The 25664-nt window shown below is 70.4% G+C and carries 26 protein-coding genes, 1 tRNA gene and 1 pseudogene; 13 read left to right on the top strand and 15 right to left on the bottom strand.

The window, feature by feature from the left end; translation table 11 throughout:
- Positions 1-24: 24 nt before the first annotated feature.
- The 8 genes from ACIPXB_RS04665 to ACIPXB_RS04700 all read right to left on the bottom strand — a co-directional run bounded on the left by ACIPXB_RS04665 (position 25) and on the right by ACIPXB_RS04700 (position 6745).
- A complete protein-coding gene (locus tag ACIPXB_RS04665) occupies positions 25-558 on the bottom strand; it encodes a SigE family RNA polymerase sigma factor (protein ID WP_401444540.1) in 534 nt (177 codons plus the stop codon).
- 135 nt (positions 559-693) lie between these two features.
- Positions 694-1860 (bottom strand): lipid-transfer protein, encoded by a 1167-nt coding sequence (locus ACIPXB_RS04670; RefSeq protein ID WP_401444541.1) that lies wholly within the window; start codon positions 1858-1860, stop codon positions 694-696.
- Complete coding sequence (locus ACIPXB_RS04675) at positions 1857-2306, bottom strand: MaoC family dehydratase (protein ID WP_401445799.1); 450 nt, start codon at positions 2304-2306, stop codon at positions 1857-1859. The genes ACIPXB_RS04670 and ACIPXB_RS04675 overlap by 4 nt, the downstream gene beginning before the upstream one ends.
- A gap of 77 nt (positions 2307-2383) precedes the next feature.
- Positions 2384-3415, bottom strand: coding sequence for an acyl-CoA dehydrogenase family protein (locus tag ACIPXB_RS04680; RefSeq protein WP_401444543.1), 1032 nt, complete (start codon positions 3413-3415; stop codon positions 2384-2386).
- Positions 3415-4341 carry a bifunctional MaoC family dehydratase N-terminal/OB-fold nucleic acid binding domain-containing protein gene (locus ACIPXB_RS04685; RefSeq protein WP_401444546.1) on the bottom strand — a complete coding sequence of 309 codons (927 nt, stop codon included), beginning with the start codon at positions 4339-4341 and terminating at the stop codon, positions 3415-3417. Before ACIPXB_RS04685 ends, ACIPXB_RS04680 begins: the two co-directional genes overlap by 1 nt.
- Positions 4338-5501, bottom strand: a complete 1164-nt coding sequence (locus ACIPXB_RS04690; protein ID WP_401445802.1) for an acyl-CoA dehydrogenase family protein — start codon at positions 5499-5501, stop codon at positions 4338-4340. Before ACIPXB_RS04690 ends, ACIPXB_RS04685 begins: the two co-directional genes overlap by 4 nt.
- A 169-nt stretch (positions 5502-5670) precedes the next feature.
- Positions 5671-5982 carry a hypothetical protein gene (locus ACIPXB_RS04695; protein ID WP_401444548.1) on the bottom strand — a complete coding sequence of 104 codons (312 nt, stop codon included), beginning with the start codon at positions 5980-5982 and terminating at the stop codon, positions 5671-5673.
- A 424-nt stretch (positions 5983-6406) separates the two neighbouring features.
- Entirely contained in the window at positions 6407-6745 is a 339-nt protein-coding gene (locus tag ACIPXB_RS04700) for a DUF6344 domain-containing protein (protein WP_401444551.1), read from the bottom strand.
- A 145-nt stretch (positions 6746-6890) separates the two neighbouring features.
- On the opposite strand from ACIPXB_RS04700, the gene ACIPXB_RS04705 reads away from it, so the two are divergent.
- Positions 6891-7514 (top strand): hypothetical protein, encoded by a 624-nt coding sequence (locus tag ACIPXB_RS04705; RefSeq protein WP_401444553.1) that lies wholly within the window; start codon positions 6891-6893, stop codon positions 7512-7514.
- A gap of 1025 nt (positions 7515-8539) precedes the next feature.
- A complete protein-coding gene (locus ACIPXB_RS04710) occupies positions 8540-9073 on the top strand; it encodes an NUDIX hydrolase (protein WP_401444556.1) in 534 nt (177 codons plus the stop codon).
- Here the strand turns inward: ACIPXB_RS04710 and ACIPXB_RS04715 are convergent.
- Entirely contained in the window at positions 9043-10401 is a 1359-nt protein-coding gene (locus tag ACIPXB_RS04715) for a hypothetical protein (protein WP_401444557.1), read from the bottom strand. The genes ACIPXB_RS04710 and ACIPXB_RS04715 overlap by 31 nt on opposite strands.
- A 672-nt stretch (positions 10402-11073) precedes the next feature.
- Here ACIPXB_RS04715 and ACIPXB_RS04720 point away from each other — a divergent pair.
- From ACIPXB_RS04720 to ACIPXB_RS04735, 4 genes are read left to right on the top strand one after another with little or no spacing between them, the layout of a single operon-like run.
- Positions 11074-11205 carry a hypothetical protein gene (locus tag ACIPXB_RS04720; RefSeq protein ID WP_008740613.1) on the top strand — a complete coding sequence of 44 codons (132 nt, stop codon included), beginning with the start codon at positions 11074-11076 and terminating at the stop codon, positions 11203-11205.
- 19 nt (positions 11206-11224) lie between these two features.
- Positions 11225-12409 carry a cupin domain-containing protein gene (locus tag ACIPXB_RS04725; RefSeq protein ID WP_401444560.1) on the top strand — a complete coding sequence of 395 codons (1185 nt, stop codon included), beginning with the start codon at positions 11225-11227 and terminating at the stop codon, positions 12407-12409.
- Positions 12406-13299: an aldo/keto reductase gene (locus ACIPXB_RS04730; RefSeq protein WP_401444563.1), complete on the top strand. Its 894-nt coding sequence runs from the start codon at positions 12406-12408 to the stop codon at positions 13297-13299. Before ACIPXB_RS04725 ends, ACIPXB_RS04730 begins: the two co-directional genes overlap by 4 nt.
- Entirely contained in the window at positions 13280-14137 is an 858-nt protein-coding gene (locus tag ACIPXB_RS04735; RefSeq protein WP_401444566.1) for a hypothetical protein, read from the top strand. Before ACIPXB_RS04730 ends, ACIPXB_RS04735 begins: the two co-directional genes overlap by 20 nt.
- A 1584-nt stretch (positions 14138-15721) precedes the next feature.
- Here ACIPXB_RS04735 and ACIPXB_RS04740 read toward each other — a convergent pair.
- A complete protein-coding gene (locus tag ACIPXB_RS04740) occupies positions 15722-16198 on the bottom strand; it encodes a GntR family transcriptional regulator (protein WP_401444568.1) in 477 nt (158 codons plus the stop codon).
- 186 nt (positions 16199-16384) lie between these two features.
- Between ACIPXB_RS04740 and ACIPXB_RS04745 the strand changes: the two genes are divergently transcribed.
- From ACIPXB_RS04745 to ACIPXB_RS04775, 7 genes and pseudogenes are all read left to right on the top strand, one after another.
- Complete coding sequence (locus ACIPXB_RS04745; protein WP_401444570.1) at positions 16385-16753, top strand: hypothetical protein; 369 nt, start codon at positions 16385-16387, stop codon at positions 16751-16753.
- A gap of 125 nt (positions 16754-16878) precedes the next feature.
- The gene (locus tag ACIPXB_RS04750; protein WP_401444571.1) at positions 16879-18303 is read left to right on the top strand and encodes a cell division protein FtsK; all 1425 of its coding nucleotides are present in this window, start codon (positions 16879-16881) and stop codon (positions 18301-18303) included.
- Position 18304: 1 nt separating this feature from the next.
- Positions 18305-18490 carry a hypothetical protein gene (locus tag ACIPXB_RS04755; RefSeq protein WP_401444574.1) on the top strand — a complete coding sequence of 62 codons (186 nt, stop codon included), beginning with the start codon at positions 18305-18307 and terminating at the stop codon, positions 18488-18490.
- A 47-nt stretch (positions 18491-18537) separates the two neighbouring features.
- Positions 18538-19296: a DUF2637 domain-containing protein gene (locus tag ACIPXB_RS04760; RefSeq protein ID WP_401444576.1), complete on the top strand. Its 759-nt coding sequence runs from the start codon at positions 18538-18540 to the stop codon at positions 19294-19296.
- A gap of 110 nt (positions 19297-19406) precedes the next feature.
- Positions 19407-19799 (top strand): annotated as a pseudogene (locus ACIPXB_RS04765) (replication initiator); the annotation flags it as partial.
- A gap of 20 nt (positions 19800-19819) precedes the next feature.
- Complete coding sequence (locus tag ACIPXB_RS04770; RefSeq protein ID WP_150261958.1) at positions 19820-19993, top strand: AlpA family transcriptional regulator; 174 nt, start codon at positions 19820-19822, stop codon at positions 19991-19993.
- A complete protein-coding gene (locus tag ACIPXB_RS04775) occupies positions 19987-21390 on the top strand; it encodes a tyrosine-type recombinase/integrase (RefSeq protein ID WP_401444578.1) in 1404 nt (467 codons plus the stop codon). Before ACIPXB_RS04770 ends, ACIPXB_RS04775 begins: the two co-directional genes overlap by 7 nt.
- Positions 21391-21478: 88 nt before the next feature.
- Here the strand turns inward: ACIPXB_RS04775 and ACIPXB_RS04780 are convergent, their stop codons facing one another.
- The 5 genes from ACIPXB_RS04780 to ACIPXB_RS04800 all read right to left on the bottom strand — a co-directional run bounded on the left by ACIPXB_RS04780 (position 21479) and on the right by ACIPXB_RS04800 (position 25596).
- Positions 21479-22153, bottom strand: coding sequence for a hypothetical protein (locus ACIPXB_RS04780; protein WP_401444580.1), 675 nt, complete (start codon positions 22151-22153; stop codon positions 21479-21481).
- 477 nt (positions 22154-22630) lie between these two features.
- Positions 22631-22715, bottom strand: a tRNA-Ser gene (locus ACIPXB_RS04785).
- 82 nt (positions 22716-22797) lie between these two features.
- Positions 22798-23763, bottom strand: a complete 966-nt coding sequence (locus ACIPXB_RS04790) for a trypsin-like serine peptidase (RefSeq protein WP_401444583.1) — start codon at positions 23761-23763, stop codon at positions 22798-22800.
- Positions 23764-23983: 220 nt separating this feature from the next.
- Positions 23984-25048 carry a YeiH family protein gene (locus ACIPXB_RS04795; protein WP_401444585.1) on the bottom strand — a complete coding sequence of 355 codons (1065 nt, stop codon included), beginning with the start codon at positions 25046-25048 and terminating at the stop codon, positions 23984-23986.
- On the bottom strand, positions 25048-25596 hold the full coding sequence (locus ACIPXB_RS04800; RefSeq protein ID WP_401444587.1) for a cysteine dioxygenase: 549 nt from the start codon (positions 25594-25596) through the stop codon (positions 25048-25050). The genes ACIPXB_RS04795 and ACIPXB_RS04800 overlap by 1 nt, the downstream gene beginning before the upstream one ends.
- Positions 25597-25664: the final 68 nt, after the last annotated feature.

The following is a 25664-nucleotide window of genomic DNA, read 5'->3' on the forward strand; positions in this document are numbered from 1 at the left end:
CACTGTTTCACGTGAAACATGGGATCAGCCGGCGACGGCGAGCTCCGGGTCCTCGCGGAGCTTGCCCAGGGCGCGGGAGACCGCGCTCTTGACGGTGCCCACCGAGACGCCGAGCAGCTCGGCGGTCTGCGCCTCGCTCATGTCCTCGTAGTAGCGCAGGACCACCATCGCCCGCTGCCGTTCGGGCAGCCGGGCCACCGCCCGCCACATCGCGTCGCGCAGTGCCTGCGCCTCGGCGGGGTCGGTCACCGGGGGGTTCGCGACCTCGGGCAGCTCGTCGCACGCGAACTCGTCCACCTTGCGCTTGCGCCACTGCGAGGTACGCGTGTTGACCAGGGCGCGGCGCACGTAACCGTCGAGGGCCCGCTGGTCCTGTATCCGGTCCCAGGCGACGTACGTCTTGGTCAGGGCGGTCTGCAGCAGGTCCTCGGCGTCGCACGGGTCGGCGGTCAGCGAGCGTGCGGTGCGCATCAGGACCGTGCCGCGGGTCCGTACGTACGCCGAGAACGACGGATACAGCAGCGGGTCCGAGGCGGACGTGCACACAGGCGTGGTCATACCCCCACGCTAGGAGCGCGGGACGCGCCGGGGATCGCCCCCAGGTGCCGAAGCCTCCTCCGTCTCAGGTTGTAGTGCGGGGGTTTCCCCCACCACCTGAAGGTGGAGGTGCTCTCGTCGCGCCGGACGGGCCCCCTAGCCGTCCGCGCCCAGGATCAGGCCGGAGGTCGGGACCCCGGTACCGGCCGTGACCAGGACGTGAGCGGCGCCGGCCCGCTGGTTGACCGAGATGCCGCGCAGCTGACGCACCGCTTCGGCGATGCCGTTCATGCCGTGCAGGTACGCCTCGCCGAGCTGACCGCCGTGGGTGTTCAGCGGCAGCCGGTCCTCGGCCACGAAGGCCGCCGCCTCACCCGGTCCGCAGAAGCCGAACTCCTCCAGCTGCATCAGGACGAACGGGGTGAAGTGGTCGTAGAGGATGCCCACGTCGATGTCGGCGGGGCGCAGTCCGGAGGTCCGCCACAGCTGGCGCGCGACCACGTCCATCTCCGGCAGCCCGGTCAGGTCGTCGCGGTAGAAGGAGGTCATGCCCTCCTGGCGGCGGCCCGCGCCCTGGGCGGCGGCCGCGATGACCGCGGGCCGCTGCCGCAGATCGCGGGCGCGCTCGGTGGTCGTGACGACGACGGCCTGGCCGCCGTCGGTCTCCTGGCAGCAGTCCAGCAGCCGCAGCGGCTCCACGATCCAGCGCGAGGCGGCGTGGTCGGCGAGGGTGATGGGCTTGCCGTAGAAGTAGGCGGCCGGGTTGGTGGCGGCGTGCCGGCGGTCGGTGACCGCGACATGGCCGAAGGCGTCGGGGGTCAGGCCGTAGGCGTGCAGGTACCGCTGGGCGGCCATGGCCACCCAGGACGCCGGGGTCAGCAGGCCCCAGGGCAGCGACCAGCCCAGCGCCGCGCCCTCCGCCGAGGGCTCGCGCTGCTGGACCCCGGAGCCGAAGCGGCGGCCGGAGCGCTCGTTGAACGCGCGGTAGCAGACCACGACCTCCGCGACCCCGGTGGCCACGGCGAGGGCGGCCTGCTGGACGGTGGCGCAGGCCGCGCCGCCGCCGTAGTGGATCCGGGAGAAGAAGGACAGCTCCCCGATGCCCGCCGCCTGGGCGACGGTGATCTCGGGGCTGGTGTCCATGGTGAAGGTGACCATCCCGTCGACGTCGGCGGGGCTCAGCCCGGCGTCGTCGAGGGCGGCGTGCACGGCCTCGACGGCGAGCTTCAGCTCGCTGCGCCCGGAGTCCTTGGAGAACTCGGTCGCGCCGATGCCGGCGATGGCGGCGCGGCCGCCGAGCCCGTCACGGTTGCGCACGCTCATGCGGCCGTCTCCCGGCTCGCGGTGGCCGCGGCGGCGGCTCCGGCGGCTGCGGGGGCCGGAGGGAGGCCGCCGAGGGTGGCGGTGACCGTGCCGGTGACGTGGTGGCCGAGGCCGTTGGCGCCGATGACACGGATCTCTACTGTGTCGCCCTCGACCGCGAGGACCGTGCCGGTGAGCACCATGGTGTCGCCGGGGTGGTTGGGGGCGCCGAGCCGGATCGCGACCTTGCGCAGCCGCGCGCCCGGCCCCAGGCGATCGGTGACGTACCGGCCGACCAGGCCGTTCGTCGTCAGGATGTTCATGAAGATGTCCGGGGAGCCCTTCTCCCGCGCGAGCTCCGCGTCGTGGTGCACGTCCTGGTAGTCGCGGGAGGCGATGGCGCCCGCGACGATCAGCGTGCGCGTGACCGGTATCTCCAGCGGCGCCAGGGTGTCGCCTGTCTCCAGCGGCACCCGGGTGTCTCCGGCCGCCGGAACGCCGCCGGGCGGCTTGGTGTCGCCGGGCGGCGGGGTGTCGCCGGTTCTCATGCCGTCTCCTTCGCGAGTGAGGCGCCCAGTTCGGCCAGCAGCTCGGCCCCGCAGCCCAGATACGCGTCCAGCTGGCGGCCCCACAGGAAGTGCCGGTGGACGGGGTGGTCGAGGTCGGCGCCCATGCCGCCGTGCAGGTGCTGGCCCGCGTGGACCACGCGCTTGCCGGCCTCCGAGGCCCACCAGGCGGCGGTCAGCGCGTGCTCGTACGCCGGCAGGCCCGCGTCGATGCGCCAGGCGGCCTCGTACGCGGTGACCCGGATGGCCTCGGTGTCCATGTGCGCGTCGGCCGCCCGGAGCTGGACACCCTGATGGGTGGAGAGGGGCCGGCCGAACTGCTCGCGGGTGGAGGTGTGGGCGACGGCGCGGGCGAGGGAGCCGGCGCAGACGCCCGCCTGGAGACCGGCGAAGGCCGTCCGGGCGGCGGCGAGGACCGGCTCGTACGCCTCGGGGCCCGCCAGCGGCTCCGCCTCCGCGCCGGCCAGGGTCAGCCGGCCCGCCGACCACGGGGCGGTGGTCTCCACCGGCTGCGTCCGGACCCCGGGCGCGTCCGTCCTGACCAGCCACAGGGCCCGCCCGTCGTCGGGCACCAGGACATGGGTGGCGTCGCGCAGCCAGGGCACGACGGGCAGGGTGCCGCTGAGCCGGCCGCCGTCGGCCCGGGCGACGTACCCGCGGGCCGGGAAGGCGCCGGTGGCCACCGCCTCGCCGGTGCCGAGGGCGGGCAGCAGCCGGTCGCGCAGCTCCGCGCCGCCGTGGGCGGTGACGGGAAGGATGCCGTAGGCGCAGGTGGCGGCGAAGGGCACCTGGGCGGTGGTGCGGCCCTGTTCCTCCAGCAGCAGGACCAGGCCGAGCAGCCCGACGTCCGCCACCGCGGCGGTCAGGCCGGCGGTGGTCAGCGCCTTCCACAGCTCGGCGTCGCTGCCGGTGCCGGCGGTGGCGAGGCGCTCATGGGTGGCCAGGTCGCGGAAGATCCGGGCGGCGAGGCCGGCGGCCGCCGCCTGTTCCTCGGTGGGACGGAAGTCCATCAGGCGGCGCTCCCCCGGAAGACGGGGAGTTCGAGGTCGTCGTCGACGCGCAGGAACTCCAGCTGGACGGGCATCCCGATGCGCACCTTGTCGTACGGGACCCCGGTGATGTTGCTGATCATGCGGACACCCTCGGCGAGTTCGACCAGGGCCACCGCGTAGGGCGGGTCGAACGCCGGGAAGGGCGGGTGGTGCATGACGACGTAACTGAAGACGGTGCCGGCTCCGCTCGCCTCGACGGTGTCCCAGTCGGGGGAGGCGCAGTGGTTGCAGCCGGGCAGCCAGGGGAAGCGGAGGGTGCCGCAGGCGCCGCAGCGCTGGATGAGGAGGCGGTGGTGCGCGACCCCGTCCCAGAAGCCCTGGTTGTCGCGGTTGACGACGGGGCGGGGGCGGGAGGGCTGTTGCTGTTGCTGTTGCTGTTGCCGGCGTGGCTGCGGGGTGGGGGCGGCCGGGGCGTACTTGAGGATGCGGAAGCGGTGGGTCCCGGCGAGTTCGCCCGCCACCCGGATGTCCATGCGCGTGGTCACGAAGTGGCCGGTGCCGAGCTTGGTCGTCTTACGCGGGGAGACCGACTCGATGACGGCGTCGAAGGCGACGGTGTCCCCGGGCCGCAGGGGCCGGAGGTACTCCTGCTCGCAGTCGGTGGCGACCACGGAGGTGCAGCCGGCCCTGTCGAGGAGGGTGAGGAGCTCGTCATAGGCGGAGGAGCGGTCGGTGTGGCCGGAGAGTCCGCCCATCGTCCAGGCCTGGAGCATGGTGGGCGGTGCGATGGCGTCCGGGCCGGTGTAGGCGGGGTGGGCATCGCCCATCGCCTCGCACCAGTGGCGGATCATGGCCGCGTCGACGCGGTCCTTGCCGACGCCCCCGGTGGCGGCGGGCCGTCCCTCGAACTCCTTGAGCAGCGGATAGAGGCCGTCCTCGCTCACCCCTTCCTCCCCTTCATACCGAGCCGCATCATGGCGACGATCTCGCGCTGGACCTCGCTGACCCCGCCGCCGAAGGTGTTGATCTGGGCGGCCCGGTTCATCCGCTCGAGCTCGCCGCCGGCGAAGCCGCCGGGACCGCGGACGAGAGCCTGCTCGCCGACCACCTCCTGGCACATCCGGTAGACCTCGACGGTGGACTCGGTGCCCAGGAACTTCACACCGCTCGCGTCGCCGGGCGCCAGGGTGCCGGCGCCGACGTCCTGGACGAGGCGCCAGTTGAGCAGGCGTACGGCGGCCAGCCGGGCGTGCGCCTCCGCCAGGCGCGCCTGGACCCAGGGGCGGTCGGCGGGGCGCTCGCCGGTGCCAGGGTCGGGGGTGCGGGCGTGGGCGAGGGCCGCGGCGTAGAAGTCCTCGGCCTGCATGCCGATGGCGGCGAGGGCCACGCGCTCGTGGTTGAGCTGGTTGGTGATCAGACCCCATCCGCCGTGCTCGGGGCCGACGAGGTTGCCCGCGGGGACGTGGATGGCGTCGTAGTACGTGGCCGTGGTGGTGAGCCCGCCGACGGTCTCGATGGGGGTCCAGGAGAAACCCGGGGAGTCGGTCGGCACCAGGATGATCGAGATGCCCTTGTGCTTGGGGGCGTCGGGGTCGGTGCGGCAGGCGAGCCAGATCCAGTCGGCGTTCTGGGCGTTCGAGGTGAAGATCTTCTGCCCGTCCACGACCCAGTCGGCGGTGGCGCCGGCGCCGTCACGGACGGCCCTGGTGCGCAGGGAGGCGAGATCCGTACCCGCCTCGGGTTCGGAGTAGCCGATGGCGAAGACGAGCTCGCCGGCGAGGATCCGGGGGAGGAAGTATTCCTTCTGCTCCGGAGTCCCGTACTTCATGAGGGTCGGGCCCACCGTGTTGAGCGTGACCATGGAGACGGGGGCGCCCGCGCGGTAGGCCTCGTCGAAGAACACGAACTGCTCGTCGGGGCCGCGGCCCTGGCCGCCGTACTCGACGGGCCAGCCGAGGCCGAGGAGGCCGTCGGCGCCGATGCGGCGCAGCAGCCGGCGCTGCTCGGGAAGCCCGGGCGGGGGGCCGTCGGGCATGGTGGTGCGGAAGTAGTCGCGCAGCTCCGCGCGGAGCCTCAACTGGCCTTCGGACGGGGCGAGATGCACGGCGGCGGCCTCCAGGCGTCGCAACATCGAGTAAATCTGACTCTCCGTCAGATCCACTGGGGATGTCAAGGTCGCAGGCCGCGACCCCGCCGGGGAACGCGCGAGGGCGCCTGCGCTACCGGACCCCAGCCGGTCCGGTCGCTCAGGCGCCCTCCATGCTTGCCGGGGACTACCACCAGGGGTGGAAGCTCACCGCGACGTTGGAGTTCGACTGGTCGATGGCCGTGAACGCCGAGCCGTTGACCTGCGCGGTGTTGTTCTGGTTGGCCGCGCCGGAGCCCGTGGCGACCTGCTGCGTGGTGGCGGAGTTGCCGTTGTTGTCACCGCCGACACCGCTGCCGATGATGCTGGCGACGCTCGCATTCGATCCGTCGTTCGCGAACGAACCATTGTCGGCCTGGGCCACCCCGCCGAAGACGGCGACGGCGAGAGGGAAAGCGGCGACGGCTGCGATGACGCGGGCGGTACGGATGCTTGCCATGTCTGAATCCTCCAAGGGACCCGAAGTGGGGGTTGTACCAAGCCAGTTGGCCGACCGGCGTTGGTCGTGGTGACGACGTCGCGAGATCAGAATTGCCCACCGAATCCCCGGCAAACCACCCCTAGCGCCTCGGTTCCCCCGCAAGCATGAGCAACATCGGATAAACCTCATTCACGCCCCCAGAGCCCCAGCTCACAACCCCTGCCCCTACCGCAACCCAAGCCCCGGACGGGTCGAAGCGTTTCACCAAAAAGGATCTTCAGCGCATGCCTGCGCATGCCAAAAAGGGCCGCTCCGTCCGGGAACCCCACCGTCTCCCGGCCCTCGCGGCCCTGCAGCGCCCAGCTCGATACGAGCTGCGCCAAGCGATCACGGGCTGTGCGCCCCTTGCGCGCCCCCGGCGCCCGCCGGGGCTTGCGCATCCCTATGCCATGAGGGCCACGTCGTCCCGCTCCCCGACCGTGGCGGCGGCGGTCGTCGACCGGCGCGCACTGGGAGCCGACCCGTGGGCCTCGGCCCGGATCCGCTGCGCGATGGTGGGCGGCAGCGCCCCGCCGCGCATCACCTCCCGCCAGCTCCGCCGGGCCCGCACCACCGCCTCCGGCCGCGCAGCGCTCGCCGGGGCCGTGGCCGTGCCCGCGGCCGGAGCCACTCCCGCGCTCGGGGCGGCGGCCTTGGCGCCGATCCCGAGGCCGGCGAGGAACGCGACGACGGCGGCGATGACGACGGTCCAGATCGAGAAGAAGCTGTGCTTAGCGGCCATGACGACCCCACACTCCACATGTTCGGACGGGCGGATCTGCATACATTCGGCATGATGTGCCCGCAACCGCACCGCCTCCACGACGCGCGCCGATGGTCCGACAAACACCACCCGGCCGGCCCATCGGCCCCGCGATAATCCGCTGATGGGAACGGACATACACGGCATCGTCGAATGCCGCTGGGACCACTGGCCGACCGGGGACGAGACGGCGTGGGACGCGGCGATCAGCCTCGACCACCTCTACGACGGCCGCTCGTACGCGGCCTTCGGCGCCCTCTTCGGCGTCCGCGACGACACGTCCTTCCGCCCCTTGGCCGACCACCGCGGCCTCCCGCCCGACGCCGCCGCCGGGACGGTGGCCGCCTACCACGGCTGGGGCCGCGACGCCCACGGAGCGTCCTGGATCACGTGGGCGGAACTCGCGACGACCGACTGGTCCGAACCGGCCACGGCGGTGGACGCTTGCGTGCACGAGTACCGCCGCGGCCCGGACGGCGCGTGGCACTTCCACGGCCGCAACACCAGCCTCACGCGCTTCGCCGGGCTCGCCCGCATCGATGACCCGACGGTCCTGTACCGCGCCGGGCGCACCCACCCCGAGGGCACCGAGTGGCCCGACGGAGACCGCCTGTTCCGCATCGCCCGCCTGCGCCGCGGCGACGCCGTGCCCGAGGCCGACTGGGGCGCCGTATGGAGCGTCATGCGCACGCTCGCCGACCGGCACGGCCCCGACGGGGTCCGCCTGGTCGTCTGGTTCGACTGCTGACGCCCCGGGCGGTCACGACGAAGGGGCGCCCCGGACCGGGGCGCCCCTTCGGGCCTGCGCGTACGCCGACCTGGTGCGGTGGGTGTGGGATTTGAACCCACGGTGACATCGCTGCCACGACGGTTTTCAAGAGAGTGCTGTGGGCAGCGTCTCTGTCGTGCCTGACCTGCTCGTTCCCCGCCCTCGGGGGCCCTCGCCGCTCCTACCGGTCCACACCTGGTCCACGAGGACGCCCTTCCACGTGGTCGCCGGAGGACGGCCTAGCAGTCCTGCCCTTGCCGAGCCGGCTGCTCAGCCTGACCTTGCATCTTCGCCGACTGCAGTCCAAGCCCCCATTGCTCCGCCATACGGAACCACAGCCGGACGACGCGAGAGCGTCGCGGTCGGCGATATGTCCGTTGTCAGCGTGCCTTGGTTTGAGGGGCGAGACCGGTTGCTCTGCCAACTGAGCTAGCCACTCCGAGGAATGGCACGGGATTCGAACCCGCGACCCACCGGCCTCGCTTGCCCCCACCGTACGAGCTGCGGGATGCCCCGCGACGCACGACACCCTCCAGCTTCTCGCTGCCATCCGTTCAGCCGAGCTAGCGGCGAGCGTCCCCCCTCGCCGCCCCTGTCGCACGACACGTTCCGATGTTGTGCGACAACAGCCCCATGCAAGATCCAATGGACCCATGCAGCCTCAGATGCAAGGTCAAGTTGGAATGTGCAACGTCGACCCGCGCCGGACATCAACGATCACCGATCCCGGCCGTTACCTCTGATCACTCCTTTGCCACTATCAGCCGGTAGGCGCCGCACCAGCAAGAACCTCAGCGAGATCACCGCCTCCGGCTCGCCGCGAACACGCTGCGCCGCAAGTCGCTGCTGTTCACGTTCCTGCCACGACCACCCCGACCCCGTCGGATCAGGGCAGGCGTCCGAGGCCCCGCCGTATTCGTCACTGTGACGTGAATTTGCCCGAACCTGGCTGTAGTTCCGCCTAGCTCTGCGATGCTGGAGGCCGATCGAGAGGGGCCGCAGCAATGCAGTGGAAGATCCACGGGGAGCGTCCGATCTACGAGAACAAGTGGGTGAACCTCTGGCTCACCGACGTTGAGACGCCGGACGGGCACCGCTGGGAACACCACGTCGTCAAGCTCCGCCACCTGGCCGTGGCCGCCGTCATCAACGATCGCCAAGAGGTCCTGATGATGTGGCGCCACCGGTTCATCACGGACGCCTGGGCCTGGGAACTGCCCATGGGTCTGGTCGAGGCGGACGAGACCCCGGGCGAGGCTGCTGCCCGCGAAGTCCTCGAAGAGACTGGCTGGCGACCCGGCCCGATGAAGCCCCTCGTCTACGCCGAACCGGCGAACGGCATCACCGACTCCCAGCACCACCTGTTCCGCGCCGACGGCGCCACGTACGACGGGCCGCCGACCGAGAAGAACGAGTCGGACCGGATCGAGTGGATCCCGCTGGCGAGCATCCGGGGCATGATCGACCGCCGCGAGATCGTCAGCAGCGGCTCCCTCGTCGGCCTCCTCTACGTCCTGATGGACGAAGGCGTGCGCTGACCCGGAGCGGGAAGCACCGCCCGTAGACGTGCCTCGAAGGCAACCGCGGCCGGCACCTCGCGATAGGGCGCAAGCTGCTCGTAGAACTCGCGGAGGTGCCCGGCCACCCGCTCGGACGACACCGCTGCGGCAGGCACCAGCGCCTCTATCGCCGTGTGGCACGCCTGGTCGAGCTTGCCCCGTTGGAGCTGGGTACGAGCCAACCAGAAGGCATGGAAGGCCCGGCCCCGCTGGTTCGCCGGGTCCTCCCGCTCCAGGGCATCCGCGATCAGCGGCTCGGCGATCGCTGCCTCGCCGAGTCGGCCGTGTGCGATGCCGGTGTCCACGATGAGTTTCGGCTCATCGAAGTAGGTCACCCATGCTGGGTCCGGGTCGTCCGCCTTGATCCGGCCGAACTGGCTGTGGGCCTCGGAGATCGCGGTGTGGGTCGCGGTCCGATCGCCCAAGGTCGCGTGGGCGAACGCCTCGCGCATGGCCAGCATGGCCCGGACTCTCGGCGTCGTGCCGATGGCCGCTCGGGCCTGGTCCTGGGCAGCGGACACCAGTGCCAGCGCGTCCGCCGGCTTGTCCTGGTAGGTCGCTTGAAGGCTCATGCAGGCCAGCACGTTGGCCATGAAGGGATGGTCGTCAATCTCCCTGGCCAGTTGCAGAGCTTCCGAGAAGTACGTGCGGGCCTGGTGGTACTGCCGGGCGTCGAAGTACGTCCATCCGGTCAGCCGCGCCAGCTCCGCCGCGATGCCGTACAGGCCGTTCTGTATCGGCGTCGGCCGCTGATCCTTCAGCAATCCCTCGACGTATCGCAGCTGGCCGACGACGGCCGGTCTCAGGGTTTCGCCCCCGTGCTCGTCGTCCCGGCGCCAGTAGTCCTCGATCGAGGAGCGTAAGGCGTGCAGCGTGGACGGGCTGGGATTCGTCCCGGCGGCCAGTGCCAGGATGCTGTCCACTTCCACGCCCGGCAAAGCACTGAGCGGCTTCGGCCCTGCGCTGTCGCTGACGGCCTCGGGCGGTTCCCGCTGGGCCACGATCAAGGCGGGCGGCGTCTCCCACCCGCGTCGGGCGAGCCCGAGCATGTGGCCGGGGATGCGCAGGCCGTCCGCGATCCGCTCGATCACATCCATGTGGAGTAGCTGCCGCCGGCCAGCGATGACTTCGCCGACGCGGCTCGGGGTCAGCTCGCACTGCCGGGCGATCATCGATGGGTAGATACCCGCCCTCGTCTTGACCAGCCGGAACACCCGCGTGAAGTCGCGGACCCGGCAGGCGTCGATCATCTGGGGATCGGTCAGCAGGCTGGGCGGGAGTTCCTTCGTGCGACGTGGCTCGGGCATCGGACACGCTCCGGAGGGAGACTACGGATCGCTTCAAGGTCTCAACCGAACGTGATGTTACCCAAGTTGGGTAATCCGCTGGACCTTTCTGGCCACCGCCCCCGCTGGCGAAGCTTCTGCACATGGCGAAGCGACAGAGGACGACCGCCTTGGAGACACACGGTGGCACTCCTGACTCACAGCGAACGGCCCTCCGGGCGACCTCGGACCTGGGCACCGAACCCCGCGTCCTGATGAGCCTGCGGGTGTCACGGGACTCGGGCCGGACGTGGTCGCCGAGCACGCGGGTGCTGCAAGGCGACCCGTTCGACATCCTCTCGAACCCCAGCAGCTACCCGCCGTGCGAGTGCCCGCGCTGCGGCGGCCAGCCGGTATCCGCCCGTGCCCTGCGCCCGGTGGCGGTCAAGCCGGGGGCCGCGTAGTGGACGCCTTACCTCAAGCCCGACTGAGAATGCGCGACCCCTGGGGCTGGCGCCAACAGCTCGCCGTCCTCCTGTACGTCGCCGTCGTCAGCGTCCTGGTGGTCGCCCTGGCCCTCGCCGGGGATCCCGGCCGCTGACCCACAGATCTCCGCCCTGAACTTCCTGAGCACATCCCGGGGCGGATGCACCACCCGCAAGATCCCTCGCCGGAACCCCGGTGGGGCCCATCAAGGTCAGGAAGGAGTACGGGATGAACGAGAACGCTCCCACCGAGCAGAACAGCGGTCTGCTGATCGGTGTCCGCCGCATCGCCGCGGCCCGCTCGCGTGCCGAGGAAGCCTCGGACAACACGGGCGGCAAGTCGGACATGAACGACACCTGATCGACCGAGGAGACCCACGGTGATTGATTCCGCATCGTGGGCGGAGCGTCTGGGCGGGGACACGTTCCTCGCCCAGACGTGCTTCCGTGCCCACACAGTGATCCGCTCCAACGGCACCAGCTTTCCCGCACCGCTGACCTGGGACGACCTCAACGAGATCGTGGCCGCTCACCGGCTCGAACCGCCTCGGATGCGGCTCTCCCGCGCCGGGGAAGCCGTCCCCGCCACGGCATACTCCATCCTCCGTACGAACCGACGCGGGGTGTCCTGGTACCAGCCCCAGCCTGCCGAGTTCCACGCCCGGCTCGCTGAGGGCGCGTCCCTGGTCATCGACGCGATCGACCAGATCCACCCGCCCGTCCGGGAAGCTGCGGCCGGCCTCGAACGGTTCTTCCGCACCCCCGTGCAGGTCAACGCGTACGCCTCGTGGACCGCCGAGGAAGGCTTCGGCACCCACTGGGACGACCACGACGTGGTGGTACTCCAGCTCGAAGGCTCCAAGCGGTGGAAGATCTACGGCCCCACCCGCCAGGCCCCCGCCTGGCGCGACGTGGAAGCACCCGAGACCCCGACGGGCGACCCGATCGCGGACATCGTCCTGACGCCCGGCGACGTGCTCTATCTGCCGCGCGGTTGGTGGCACGCCGTGAGCGCCGACCAGGGCACCGCTTCACTCCACCTCACGTTCGGGCTCGCCACGCAGACTGGCGCCGAGTTCTTGGGCTGGCTGTGCGATGACCTCCGAGCGAGCGCGACCGTCCGGGCAGACGTACCGCGTTTCGGCACCTCGGAGGAGCGGGCGGACTACCTGGCTGCCGTACGGAAGGAGGTGTTGGCCGCCTTGGACGACCCTGCGGTTCTGGACCGCTGGGAAAGGTCTCTGGACGCGACGCACCCCGGGCGCCCGCGCCTGTCACTGCCACACCTCACCGCCGTGCCCGCCGAACCGGGCATCACGGTGCAGGCCACGGTGCCGCGTGCCCGGATCGACCAGGACGACCAGGCCGTGACCTTCGTCGGGGCGGGGAAGGAGTGGACCTTCGCTCTCCCCGTCGCACCGGTCCTCCGCCTCCTTGCGGGTGGTCCGCCGGCCACCCTCGCGGACCTGGCCGCCGAGTCCGATCTCACCCTCGCCCAGGTGGCGGAGGTCGTCTCCGCGCTCGTTGCCGGTCAGGCCGTCGCCGTGGTCGGGGGCTCCTCGTGACCGCTTCCCTGGGACTGGGAACGTACCGGGTGCGCGCCGTTGAACCGGCGGCTCGAACCGCGTGCGGCGACGGGCTCGTGTGGATCGACACCGCCCCCAACTACGGCAGCGCCCACCAGGCGCTCGGCCCCGTCATCGCCGACCATCCGCGCGCCATGGTGGCGACGAAGACAGGCTTCTTCGGCCCGGATGAAGGCGCGGCTGCTCTTCGAGCCGGGCTCCTCACTGCCGCCCAGGTACGGGCTGGACACAGCCTCGACCCCGGCTTCGTCCGCTGGCAGACGGAAAGGTCCCTGGCCGCTCTCGGCCGGATCGACCTCGTGTTCGTACACAACCCGGAGCACGCCGGCCTCGGCCCCTCGGAGTTTCATCCGGCGCTTCGTGGTGTGTTCGCGGTGCTGGAGGAGTTCGCTGCCGCAGGAAGGATCGGCGGATACGGCGTGGCCACCTGGTCGGGGTTCCTCCACGACGCCTTCTCCGTGTCCGAACTCCTGGGCCTGGCCATCGAAGCCGCTGGTTCGGGTGAACATCACCTCCGGGCCGTCCAACAGCCGGTCAGCCTCGTCATGGCAAGGCCGATCGCCCTCGCCCTCGACGGCCGGGGCCCTCTCGTCCTGGCCCGTGCGGCGGGCCTGATCACCTTCGGCTCCTCGCCTCTGCACGGCGGCGAACTGCCCGGCCTCGTCACGCCCGAACTCGCTGAGTTCATCCGCCCGGGGGCCTCGCCGGGCACCGCCTGTCTCCTCGCTGCGGCCTCCTGCCCGAGCCTGGACGTGGTACTGCTGTCTGCTGGCACTGCCCCTCATTGGGCTGCCGCAAAAGCCACTGTTGCCGCCCCACTGGACCCGGGCCACCTCAGGAAGGTCACCGATGTACTCGCCCAAGGATGAGACCACCAGGGCACGCATGGAGGACGCCCTGGCCCACGCCGCTGCCCACCTCGCCGCCACGACGACGGGGGCGCCGGCCTGGGGATGGCTCGGCCGCACCATCGGCAGTCGCACCTCAGGCGGCCACTGGCTCCGCGTCCACTGCGGCGAGGCAGCCAAGACCCCCGCCACCCGGAACGAGGGGATCGCCCTCGCCGAGGAACGGGTGTCCGACAAGGTGTCCCGCCCTCACCTCCACGACCTGTACCGCTGGGACGGCGGCGAGTACGTCTTCGAAGCGGAGCTGATCGACTACATCGCCCAGCCCGTCATCTCGCCGGAGACGCCCGACCTCGCCGAGGATCCGGGCCTGCCGGACTCCTGGTGGACCACCCTGCGGGAGAGCCTGGACGCCCTCAGCACCGCCGAACCGCCCCGCGAGACCATCCGCCAGTCCTGGGCCGACCGGGTCTTCCCGGAGTTCCTGGGCATCCCCGCGCCGGCCATCACCGTACGCGTCACCGGGCACGCCGACCTCCAGTGGGCCAACCTCACCCATGACCCCCTCGTCATCCTGGACTGGGAGCGGTGGGGCGCCGTCCCCGTCGGCTACGACCCGGCGATGCTCTACGTCAACAGCCTCCGCGTCCCCGCCGTCGCCGACCGCATCCGTGCCGAGTTCGCCCACGTACTCGACACGCCCGCCGGCCGGATCGGCGAACAGATCGCCCTCGCCGAGATGCTTCAGGCCGTGGGCCGCGGCTGGTACGTCGAGCTGGCGCCGCTCTTGCGCCGACGCGCGGAACACCTGACGGGGGTCCGTCCTCCAGTCCCGTCCCCCGCCCATCCGACCGACTGATCGGCGCCTCCTGCACGAGCCCCAGCGCACCCCCTCCGCGCTGGGGCTCGCGTGCGTCAACTCCCGTCCCGTCTTTGGCGTTTGACGATGACTGCCGCACCTGGCATCGCGGTCGGCCGGAGCGGCTTTGGCCGGTGTCCTGTTCGGGTTGGGGTCGGGCATGTTCAGGGGGCCGTACGCTGTCCGGCAACTCGGGCAGGCTTTGATCCTGCCCGGAATTTGAACGAGTGGCCCCCTGGACTTGCCCGACGCGGGCCCCGAGCCGAACAGGTGGGTAAAGCCGTGGAGGCCGGCCGCCCCGGCCACTGCTGGTTTAGCGGCGATCCACGGTGACCTGTGCGGGCTTGGGGTGCGTCCCGTTCCTGTTGGCCGTGCTTGCCGTGGGGTAGCGGGTCGGGGTTCTTCCGGGGTCTGGCTCGACCGCTTCTCGGGCTTTTGCGGCGCGAGTGGGCGGGGGCCGTCGCGGGCGGTGGCGGAGACATGGAGCCAGCGGCGGCCTGGGGCCGCCGCGCCGCGCGGCCCGCGCCAGCGGGCCGCCTTGATCCAGTAAAGAAACTTTGGACAGCTCATCCCTTCGGCCGCTTCGGCCGGTAGGTGATGGGCTGTTTTGACATGTCTGGCACGCTTTCGCCGTAACTCTCCGTTTCACCCTGCCTTGACCTGGTCCGTTCGCGGGATCGCCGGACTTTATCCACAGGCTGCGCCGTGTCTGATGGGCGGCGAAGTTGTCCACAGGTCTTGGGGAGGGGTTGGCGATGGGCGCTCTGAGGGGGTGTCCGCTTTCGCTGGTTGCGTGTGGCCCGCGCCGGAGCGTCCGGTGGCCATGCGCCAGGAAGGCGGGGAATGTGACCCAGGGCACGACACAAAGGGTACTTATCGGGGTGGAGTACATCGAATTTCCACCCGGGCCAGCAAATGGCAGCGCGCAATATATCCGACGATCCCCGGTTAGCCCAACCGGGGATTCTCCGGATCCTTGTCCTCACCGACCCGCGTGCGGCCGGCACCCGAAGGAGAGGAGGAATGGGATGCATATCACCGGTGCGACTGTCACACGGGAGCCGATTTTTTCACCCGCCGAAACGTGGGCGACGCTTAGCACGCGATCCGTGATTTCCGAATTCACGGATTCTCCGGAGTCTTGGATCAGGGCTGCGCACGACCGTGTGGAGGTGGGACCGATGGCATGCAGCGATACCGGTGGCGTCGCACCCTTCTCGGCGGCCCGCCAGGCGGTACGGGGCACTTGCACGACCACCCGGGGGGCGGGATTCCGGGATGTATCTTCTGAGCTCATCCCGCCTGACGGGCACTCATCTAGCGGCGCAGCGCCGCTTCATGGCCCATTGAGCCAAGGGCGGATGAACGGCCCGCCTGAACGATCGGTGGTGCAGGCACGCGAGGATGACGGGCTGAACGGGGGCAGCATGGCAGGGCAGATTTCGAAGCGGGGGAATGTGAAGTCGATGGGTACGCAGGGGGATTCAGCTCAGGCCATGGTCGCGGAGATGCTGGCGACGGTCAGGCGGATGCGCCTGGAAGCCGCGGTGCTCATCGACGACGTGGCGGAACTGCGGCGTACCGCTATTCCCGCTCCGCAGCCTGCCGCTCGGCCTTGAGTTCGGCGACTTCCCGCTTTAGCTGCTGATGGTCCGCACTCAGCGCGCGGATCTCGTCCCTCAGCGACCGAAGGATCTCGGTAAGGGCCTCGGTGGGAATCACCTCACCGCTGGGAACCCCTACCGGGGCCTCGCTTCGCTTGGATGCCAGGTACCAAGCGGGGGCCTCGTAGTCGGCGGGGATGTCGTGGGCCAGTTCCGGAGCGTCGGCAACGAAACTGCCGCGCCCCTGGACGGTGTAGACGAGTCCCTCATCACGCAGGACGTTCACGGCGCTGCGGGCGGTCATGCTCGCGATGCCGAAGCGGTCTTGCAGCTCGCGATACGAGGGGAGCTGTTCGCCCGGCTTGAACCGGCCTGCCTTGATCTCGCGCCGGAGCTCGTCGGCTGCGTGCTGATACGGCGGCCGACGATCGGGCTTGGCAGTGCGGGCAGGGGTCATGCCTCCAGGGTAGCCACCTCTAGCACGCCTAGCACACCGGACTGACATTTCCGGCACCACTCCTGGCCCCATCGACCCCCATCTGCACATCCAACCCATCAGACGCACTTGACACTGCTAGCAGTGCTATGCATCAATGGTTTCAGCGCCGCACCTCAGCGGCCACGACGAAAGGTTTGATCACCCATGGCCAGGACCACTCTCCGCGTGCACGTGCTCGACACCACGAACGTCATGACCGGTACGCCGCCGGTGCCGAAGTGGAAGAACCAGGAGACCGGCGAGCGTGCGGTGGACCGGGAGACCGGTGAGCCGCTGTTCACGCTGACGCTCTTCCTGATGGAGGACGAGCGCGCCGAGACGATGAAGGTGACCGTCCCGCGCTCGGGTCTGCCGAACGGTCTGCACCCGGGCCGGTTCGTCCGTCCGGTCAACCTCTTCGCGACCCCGTGGGCGCGGATCTTCAACGACCAGCTCCAGGACGGCGTGGCCTACCGCTGCGAGGCCCTGACGCTGGCCGACGCCCCGGCGATCCCGGAGAACATCGCCGCGTGAACCGACCCGACCGCAACGGCGGCTACCGCTTCCCCCGCTCCCCGTGGCGTTGGTGGCCGCCGTTGTGGTCCAGGCGGGATCTCCCCGCCCCGCAGGAATCCCGTCTCTGCTGAAGGAAGTTACTGATGGAAGAAATGAACGAAGCCTCACGCTGGCTCAGCGCCGTGATGGGGCTCGGGCTCGGGCTGATCGCCCTGTGGACCGTGGTGTGGGTGGTCCGCTACCTCAAGGCGTCCCCGATGATGCGGGTCAGTATCCGGCAGGCGGTGCGTATTCGCCGGGGCTGGAGGCGCCTGGCGCAGATGGCCGGACTGTCCGTCACGGACAAGATGCCCACCCTTATGGCCGAACTCGCGAACACGGACGGCACCAAGCAGCACAAGCCCCGGGTGCTGACCCCGGCGCTGAAGGTCACGCCGGACGAGTTCGGTGTGATGGCGTGGGCGAACTGCCTGCCGAAGGTGAGCCTGGTCGAGTTCCAGAAGGCGGCCCCCTACCTCGCGGACGCCTGGGGCATGACCCGTGTCTCCGCCCTGCCCGGGGACAAGCCGGGACAGGTTCTGATCCGTGGCGTCCGCGTGGACCCGCTGATCACCGGGACTGAACACGTACCCACCGGCCGCCCGCCGAAGGAACTTGCCCGGTGGGAACTGGGCGTGGATGAGTTCGGCATGCCCGTGTCGGTCTCACTCAAGGACGTGCCCGGGGTCACGGTCGGCGGCCTGCCCGGCTTCGGGAAGACCTCTCTGACCAACCGGCTCATCTGCGACTGGGCGCCCTCGCCGGCCATCCAGTTCGTCACCCTCGACGGCAAGGTGACCCATGCCCGGGAAGGCGACTACGCCGAACTCGTCCAGCGCATGTTCGCCTTCGCCGGTGACGACCTTGAGTCGGCGAACAAGCAGCTTAAGCGTCTCGTTCAGCTGCGCCGTGCCCGCTCGGCGTGCATGACCAGCGTCCTGGGCGTGAAGAACATGTGGCACGTCGGCCCCTCGCAGAAGTGGCCGCTGATCGTCGTCAACATTGACGAGGCCCACACCTACTTCCGCGACCACAAGGGATCCGACCCCGCGACCAAGCGCCTGGCCGCCCTCGCTGCGGAGAACGCCCGGCTGGCGGAAGACCTCGTCAAGAAGGGCCGCGCGTTCGGCATCCTGACGATCCTCACCACGCAGAAGACCACCGGGGATGCGATCCCCACCTTCATCCGGGACGTGTGCCCCGTCGGTCTGTCCTTCGCGCAGAAGACCGCCGAAGCCGCGGTGGCCGCCCTCGGCGAGGACATCCGCCAGTGGCCCGACGCCAACCCCATCAACCTCCAGGATCCCGCCTATGTCGGCGTGGCGGTCATGTCCGCGCAGGGGCGTCCCGGCTTCGTCCGTATCCGCACCCCCTACGTCCCCGACGAATACGCCGGTGACATCGCCGCCAAGACCGCGCACCTGGTACGCGACCCCTTCAAGCTCCTGGAAACCCTCACCGGCCGCACAGTCGAAGACCTCGCCCAGCACGGCGACGACGAGGACGGCCCGGAACTGATGGCGGCCTGACATGGGCAACAACATCGCCATCTACATCGACGCCGTTCGCTCGTGCATCGCTCGCGAAGACATCGATAGGGCCATACGAATCGCTACCGCCGTCTACCCCCTCGCCGATATCCACGAACGCCGAGTCCTGGCGTTCTCCCTCGGCCGCCATATCACCCGCCTGCCCGGCCGTGGCGTCAATAACTGACCACTGCCACCGGCTCCAACTCCCCTTGAAAGGAGGTGAAAACCCTCATGTCAGAAGACCGGATGACACAGCGCACCGTGACCGTGGTCATGGCGGTCATCGCCCTGCTGGCCTTTGTGTTCTCCTTCGGCAACGTCTGGAGCCTGGCCCTGCGCCTGGGCATCCCCGACCCGATCGCACCCCTGATCGCCCCGATGGTGGACCTGTCCGTCCTCGGCCTCCTCGTCGCCCTGCGCTACCTCTCCCTGCGCGGCGTACCCGCCGAAGACCTCACCGCGGCAACGCGCCTGATGCACGCCTCCGGCTTCTTCACCCTCGCTCTCAACGTCGCCGAACCGATCATCGCCGGGCACTACGGCCGCGCCTGCGTGGACGCTGTGGCTCCCCTGCTCCTCCTCGGCTGGGGCGCTGTCGGCCCCGCCCTCCTGCGCCACTTCCACGCCGTCGCCATCCCGGCCCCCGTACCGGTCTCGGCTGTGCTCCCGGCTCCGGCCCCCGAGCCCACCCCGGAACCGGTGCCGCAGGACATCACGGCCGAAGCCACGCCCGAGCCCGCCCCGGAGCCTGACCCCGCCCCGGAGCCGGTCTCTGAACCAGCGGCACCCCCGGCCCTCGCCCCGGCGGCTCTTGCTCCTGCTCCGGCTCCGGTGGTCCAGGTGCCTCCGGCCCTGTTGGACGCCGCCCGTGAGATCGCCGATGCCCACCACACGGCACACGGTCAGGCGATCACCGTGCCCCAGCTCAAGGCTCGTCTCGGCGTTGGCCTCCCGCTGGCCACCGCCGCACATGCCGCGCTGACGGCCTGACCCACCCTCCGCCGGCCTTCCGTCTCTCCCCTCCTGGCCCCTGGGCCTGGTCCTCCATGCCCTCGGGCGGCACCACACCCATCTTGTGGTGCTGCCCGGGGCCCCCTCCACCAGCGGAAAGGATCCTCCGGCAGATGATCCGCACCGCCTGGGACCTCGGCGGCCTGCCTGAATTCGCAGACCTCAAGCTCTGCAAGTGGGCCCACATGCTCGGCTTCCGCGGCCACTTCTCCACCAAGTCCCGCGCCTACTCCACCACCCTCGGAGCCCTCCGCGACGTCCGCCGCGCCTGGCGCCTCGCCCAGGCCGATGCCGCCCGTGCCCGCGCCGGCCACCCCGCGCCCGGCCCGGACACCGTGCTCGTCACCGAGTCCTCCTGGGCCTACCTCGCCTCCGGCTACCGCCCCGGCGAAGAACTCCTCGCCGCCCAGACCCGCCACGACATCAACCAGACCCGTGCCGACAAGGAACGGGCCAAGACCGAAGGGGAGGTCTGGCAGTGACCGCCGCACCGACCACCCGCATGCTGACCATGGTCGAAGCACTGGCCGAGCTGCGCATGTCTCGGGCCGCCTTCTACCGGCTCCGCGCTCGCGGGAATGCGCCCCGCTGCCTCAAGCTCCCCAACGGGCAGATCCGCATCCGCCGGGCCGACCTCGACGCGTGGTTCGAAGGCTGCGAGGTGCCCGCGTGCTGACGTACGACGTACAGATCTGGGGCATCCGCAAGCGCCCCGACCGCGCTGCGGCCTACCAACTCCGCTGGCGGGTCGGCATTCAGCCGTTCTCGAAGAGCTACAAGATCAAGGCTCAGGCGGACGGCCGACGCTCCGAGCTGCTGGCCGCGCTCCGCAAGCGCGAACAGTTCGACACCGAGACCGGCCTGCCGGCCTCGGAGGTGCAGGCGGCCCAGTCCCCCACCTGGTTCGCACACGCCCGGGAGTACGTGGCGATGAAGTGGCCGAACGCCTCGGCCAAGCACCGCGCGAGCATCGCGGACGCCCTCGCCACGGTCACCCCGCGCCTGGTGAAGGACAACCGCGGCGCCCCCGCTCCCCGGGTTCTGCGGACCGCCCTCTACTCCTGGGCCTTCCGCCTCGTCCTCGACCAGGACGGCGAACTCGTGGCCCGCATCGATGCCGAGGAAGCACCCGAAGCCATCGTGGCGGCCCTCGACTGGATCGGCCGGAAGTCCGTGGACATCTCGGCCCTGAACACACCGACGGTCGTACGGTCCGCCCTGGACGCGCTGGCCCGCAAGATGGACGGGACTGCTGCGGCGGACAACACGGTGAACCGCAAGGTGCCCGTGTTCAGCAACTGCCTGCGCTACGCCGTCGAGCTGAACCGCCTGTCCTCCCTGCCCCTGACCAAGGTGGACTGGACGGCACCCGAGACGGACGACGAGATCGACTTCCGATACGTCCCCGGCCCGGCCCTGGCCCGCAGGCTCATCAACGCCATGGGCGAGCGGGGAGACCGCGGCCGCCACCTCAAGGCGTTCTTCGGGTGCCTCTACTACGCGGCCACCCGCCCCGGCGAAGCCGTGAGCCTGCGCGAATCGGACTTCACCCTGCCCGAGGAAGGCTGGGGCCAAGTCGTTCTCTCGTCCAGTTCCCCGCGCGTCGGATCCGGCTGGACCGATTCGGGGGAGTCCTACGACTCCCGGGGCCTCAAGAAGCGCGCCCGGAAGGCCACCCGCGAGGTACCGATCCCGCCCGTCCTGGTCCGTCTGATCCGCGCCCACATCGCGGAGTTCGGCACGGCCGAGGACGGCCGACTCTTCCGAGCGGCTCTTGGCGGCAGCCTGCTCAGCAAGGAGTACGGCGACATCTGGAAGGCCGCTCGCCTCGCCGTCCTCACCCCGCACGAAATCAAGACTCCTCTCGCAAAGGTGCCCTACGGCCTCCGGGCCGCCGGCGTCTCCCTGTGGCTGGAGTCGGGGGTCTCCCCGGCCGAGGTCGCCCGCCGCGCCGGCCACAGCATCGCCGTACTGTTCCGCTTCTACGCCAAGGCAATCCGCCGCAACCAGCACCACGCGAACCAGCAGATCGAACGGGCCCTCAACGACTCCGACTGCTCCGAAAACGCGTAGACCGACCTCCAGGGCTTGTCCGATGGGTTGAGCGTGAGACCCGCCGGACAGGCCCTGGCATCAACGCGGCCGAGCGATCACGCCTCGCTCAGAACAGGTACTGCGACCGCCAGCTGGCCACCGTCTGACGCCCCTTGCGAACCCCGTCCCCGTCCGCGTCCACAAGGCATACGTACTTGCCCCTGAACATGTACAGGTCTCCCGGACTGCGCAGGTCCACGAAGCACGCGTTGATGTTGCTGTCGAACGGGTACGCGGGCCGCCATTCGGCGATGCTGGTCGGGCCCCAGCGCAGCTTGTCGCCCCCGGAGTCCACCTCGGCGACTTCGCTGCCCTTGAACAGATACAGGTCACCCGGGCTGCGCTGAGAGACGAAGCACGCCTCGATCTTGTCCTGGAACGGGTACTTGGGCCGCCATTCCGCGATCTTCTGCGGGTTTTCCCACCGCCGCTTGTTGCCGCCCGAGTCGACCAGGCAGACCTGGTTTCCCTTGAACAGGTACAGGTCACCCGGGCTGCGCGGGTCGACGAAGCACGCGTCGATCCCGTCACTGAAGGGGTATAGAGAACGCCACTCGGCGATCTTCTGGGGCTTGTCCCACCGCCGCTTGTTGCCACCGGAGTCGACCAGGAGGACCTGCGATCCCTTGAACAGGTACAGGTCACCCGGGCTGCGCGGGTCGACGAAGCACGCGTCATACAGCGGCTCCGAGGAAAAATCCTCCTCTGTGTCTTCCATGCCCTCTGGGTTGAGCGCGGTCATGCTTGCTCCTCGGTGTCTTGGGGCCGCGACGGTCACAGGCCGTCTGCGGGGTCGTTGAACTGTTCCGGGGCTTCCATGCCCGCATCGCATGTGTTGTGTTCTAGGCGTCACTCGGCCAGCTCAGGAAGAAAGCATTCACCCATGTGAAACGGAGTAACGGCCCACACCCGTCTGGTTTCGTCGCATCGACGAGCGGGTGAGCCTCGGCAGGAGCAAACGTGTCGGCAGAAAACGGGGCAGATCCCGTGATCTCAACACTGGTGGCCCAAGGGGCGTCCCATCACGGGGCGCCCCTTTCGCATGCCTACGTATGCGCAGGTCAGCGGCCTGCGGACCGGTGGACCGTGGTCCACGCCTGGTCCACAAACAATGATCCAAAGCGGTACAGGGGCGGTTCAAGGTGAGACAGGACCCATGACGAAGGGGCGCCCCGCTCTCGGGACACCCCTTCTGATCAGCACCTTCTCTGACCTGGTGCGGTGGGTGTGGGATTTGAACCCACGGTGACTCGCGCCACGACGGTTTTCAAGACCGTTCCCTTAGGCCGCTCGGGCAACCCACCTGGCCGGTACAGAGTACCGGCATCCGGGGGGCGCGGGGCTGGTGGTTCTGCCCTCGGGGCGCGGGGCGGCCGGGAGGGTGGGTCAGGAGGCGGCGGCCTTGTCGTACGCCGCCTTGGCCTCGTTGCCGAAGTAGGGGCCGTACATCCGGTTGGGCAGGAAGGTGTAGCCGAAGCTGTTCACCGAGACCTGGGTTCCCAGGCCCGTGGCCTCGTCGAAGTTCTGGAACCAGGGGCCGCCGCTGGAGCCGCCGGTCATGTTGCAGGCCAGGCTGTGGTCCTTGGTGAGCAGGAAGTCCTTGCCGCTGTTGGCGCTGCAGTAGATCAGCTTCGAGCCGTCGTACGGTGCGGCGGCCGGGAAGCCGAAGGAGTACATCCGCTTGTTGTAGCCGCCGTTGAACGCGATGCCCTGCGCCCCGACGGCCTGGCTGAGCTTCTGGCCGTTCAGCGGGGCCACGACCGCGAAGCCGACGTCGTGGTTCATGTCCTCGCCGGCCGCCCACTGGTCGGTCGCCAGGGTCTTGGTCGCCGCCCACTGGCCGTAGGGGGCGTTGCCGTTGTCGTAGCCGGGGACGAAGATCCAGTTGGTGTGCCAGGCGCCCTGGTACTTCACGCAGTGGCCGGCCGTGATCACCGTGCTGCCGTTGGCGCTGGTGATCGAGTCGCCGGAGCAGGACGCCGTCCGGCCGCCCATCGAGAAGAACACCCGGCCCGAGGTCTTCACCACCGCGCCGCCGCCCGTCCAGGCCCCGCCGATCTGCGGGAAGGCCGTGGGCGACGCGGCCGCCGTCGAGCCGGCCGGCGGAGTGGGGGCGATCGTGGTCGGGGCGCCGGTGGCGACGACACGCTTGCCCGTGGCGCCCGGGGCGGCCGTCAGGTCCAGCGGGGTGGCGCCGCGCATCCGCTCGGCGGTCCAGAAGCCCTGGGTCTGCTGCGGCGTGAACGAGGCCGGGGCGGGGGCGGCGGCCGAGGGGGTGGCGACGGTGAGGGCGCCCGCGACCAGGGTGCCCGCCGCCAGGAGGGCGGATACGACCGTGCGATGACGATTCACGCATGACTCCTTCTGCCGTGCCCTGGGGCCGGTCGGGCCCGGGCAGGGTGGGGGATGAAGAGCTGTCGGTGCGGATCGATGGATCGGCGGTGCTGTGGGGGCGGCGGTGCGCTCTCGCGGTCCGCCGCCTCGCGGGGGCACTGTGGCACGGACCGGATGGGTTGTCATGGGCGCGTCATCGCGTAGGGGTCGGTTCCGGCCACGTGCGTCGGGTCCGGGCTCATACGGTCAGCAGCACGCCCGCGTACGACACTCCGGCCACCACCACCCAGGCCCCCAGCCCGAGCGCCGCGGCCCGGCCGCCCGTGCGCGCCAGCGTCGGCAGGTGCACCGCGCTCCCCAGCCCGAACAGCGCGGCGGCCAGCAGGGCTTCCTGTGCCGTGTGCGCCCAGTCCAGCGCCACGTCCGGCACCACCCCGGTGGCCCGCAGCGCGGCCGCCGCCAGGAAGCCGGCCACGAACAGCGGTACCGGCGCCGGGCGCCGACCCGAAGCCGTCCGCACCCCACGCCGCCGGGCCCGCAGCGAGAACGCCACCGCCGCGACGAGCGGCGCCAGCAGCGCCACCCGCATCAGCTTGACCAGCACCGCCTCCCCCAGCGCCGCCGGACCCGCGGTCTGCGCCGTGGCCACCACCTGGCCCACGTCGTGGACGCTCGCCCCCACCCAGCGCCCGAACCCGAGGTCGGTCAGCCCCAGCGGCCCCTGGAGCAGCGGGAGTACGGCGATGGCGAGCGTGCCGCACAGCGTCACCAGCGCCACCGAGGACGCCACGTCCTCCTCGTCGCTGCCCGAGACCTCGCTCACCGCCCCGATCGCCGAAGCCCCGCAGATCGAGTAGCCGGTGGCGATCAGCAGGGGCTGATCCCCGCGCAGCCCCAGCCGCCGGCCCAGCCACAAGGTGCCCGCGAAGGTCACGGCCACCACCGCGAACACCATCGCCACCGTGGCCCAGCCCAGCCGCAGCACCTCCTCCAGGCCCAGCCCCAGACCCAGCAGCACGATGCCGATCCGCATCAGCCGCCGCCCCGCCAGCGAGAGCCCCGGTCGGGCGCTTCCGCGGACGAAGGTCCGCACCCGGGGCAGATGGGCCGCCGCGATCCCCAGGACCACCGAAGCGGTCAGCATCGGTACGGCCGGCAGCAGCCGGTGGACCCCCCAGGCGAGCAGCGCACCACCTGCGGCGGTGGCCAACCCCGGCCAGGACGTGGGTGTTTCACGTGAAACATCCCCACCGGGCCGTCCCCTGCGGACAACCGGGCTCTGGGGACGGTTGAGGAGGGCCATCAGTCGGTCGGCAGGGTGTAGACGCGGCGGATGCTGGTTCCCAGACGGGAGACGTCGGCACCGTAGACGTGGATGGATATCGCCTTCGTACGACAGGAGTTGCGCACCTTGTGGATGTCTCCGGGCGGCGCGAACCCGCACACCTCGCCCTGGGCGTTGACCACGTCCTCGGTGGCCACCAGCCGGGCCTGGTCGGGCCCCGGCGCCAGCCGGTAGCGGCGCTCGCTCTCCTCGCCCTGGTGGACCCCCGCCACGCACCATGAGACGTGGTCGTGGATACAGGTCTCCTGACCCGGCATCCACACCAGTGCCACCACCGAGAAGCTGCCGTCCGTCTCCGCGTGCAGGACGTGCTGGCGGTAGTGCGCCGCATCGCCCTCCTGCTGGGCCGGGGTGAGCAGGTCCGCCGTGCCCAGGTGCGGAGCGAGGCGCTCACCGACCAGGTAGGCGGTCAGGTCGGGTGCCAGACCCCGGTCCACGACCGTGCGGATCTCGGCGACGAGGGCGGCCATCCTCGCGGTGGTGCGGGCCGGCGTAGTGGTGGTCATATCCGCAGCGTCCGGCAGCAGATCCATCACGTCCAACGACAGTTCCGACCCGAAATGCCAAGCGGCGC

This window comes from Streptomyces sp. NPDC090022 (assembly GCF_044748145.1).
Classification (GTDB): Bacteria; Actinomycetota; Actinomycetes; order Streptomycetales; family Streptomycetaceae; genus Streptomyces.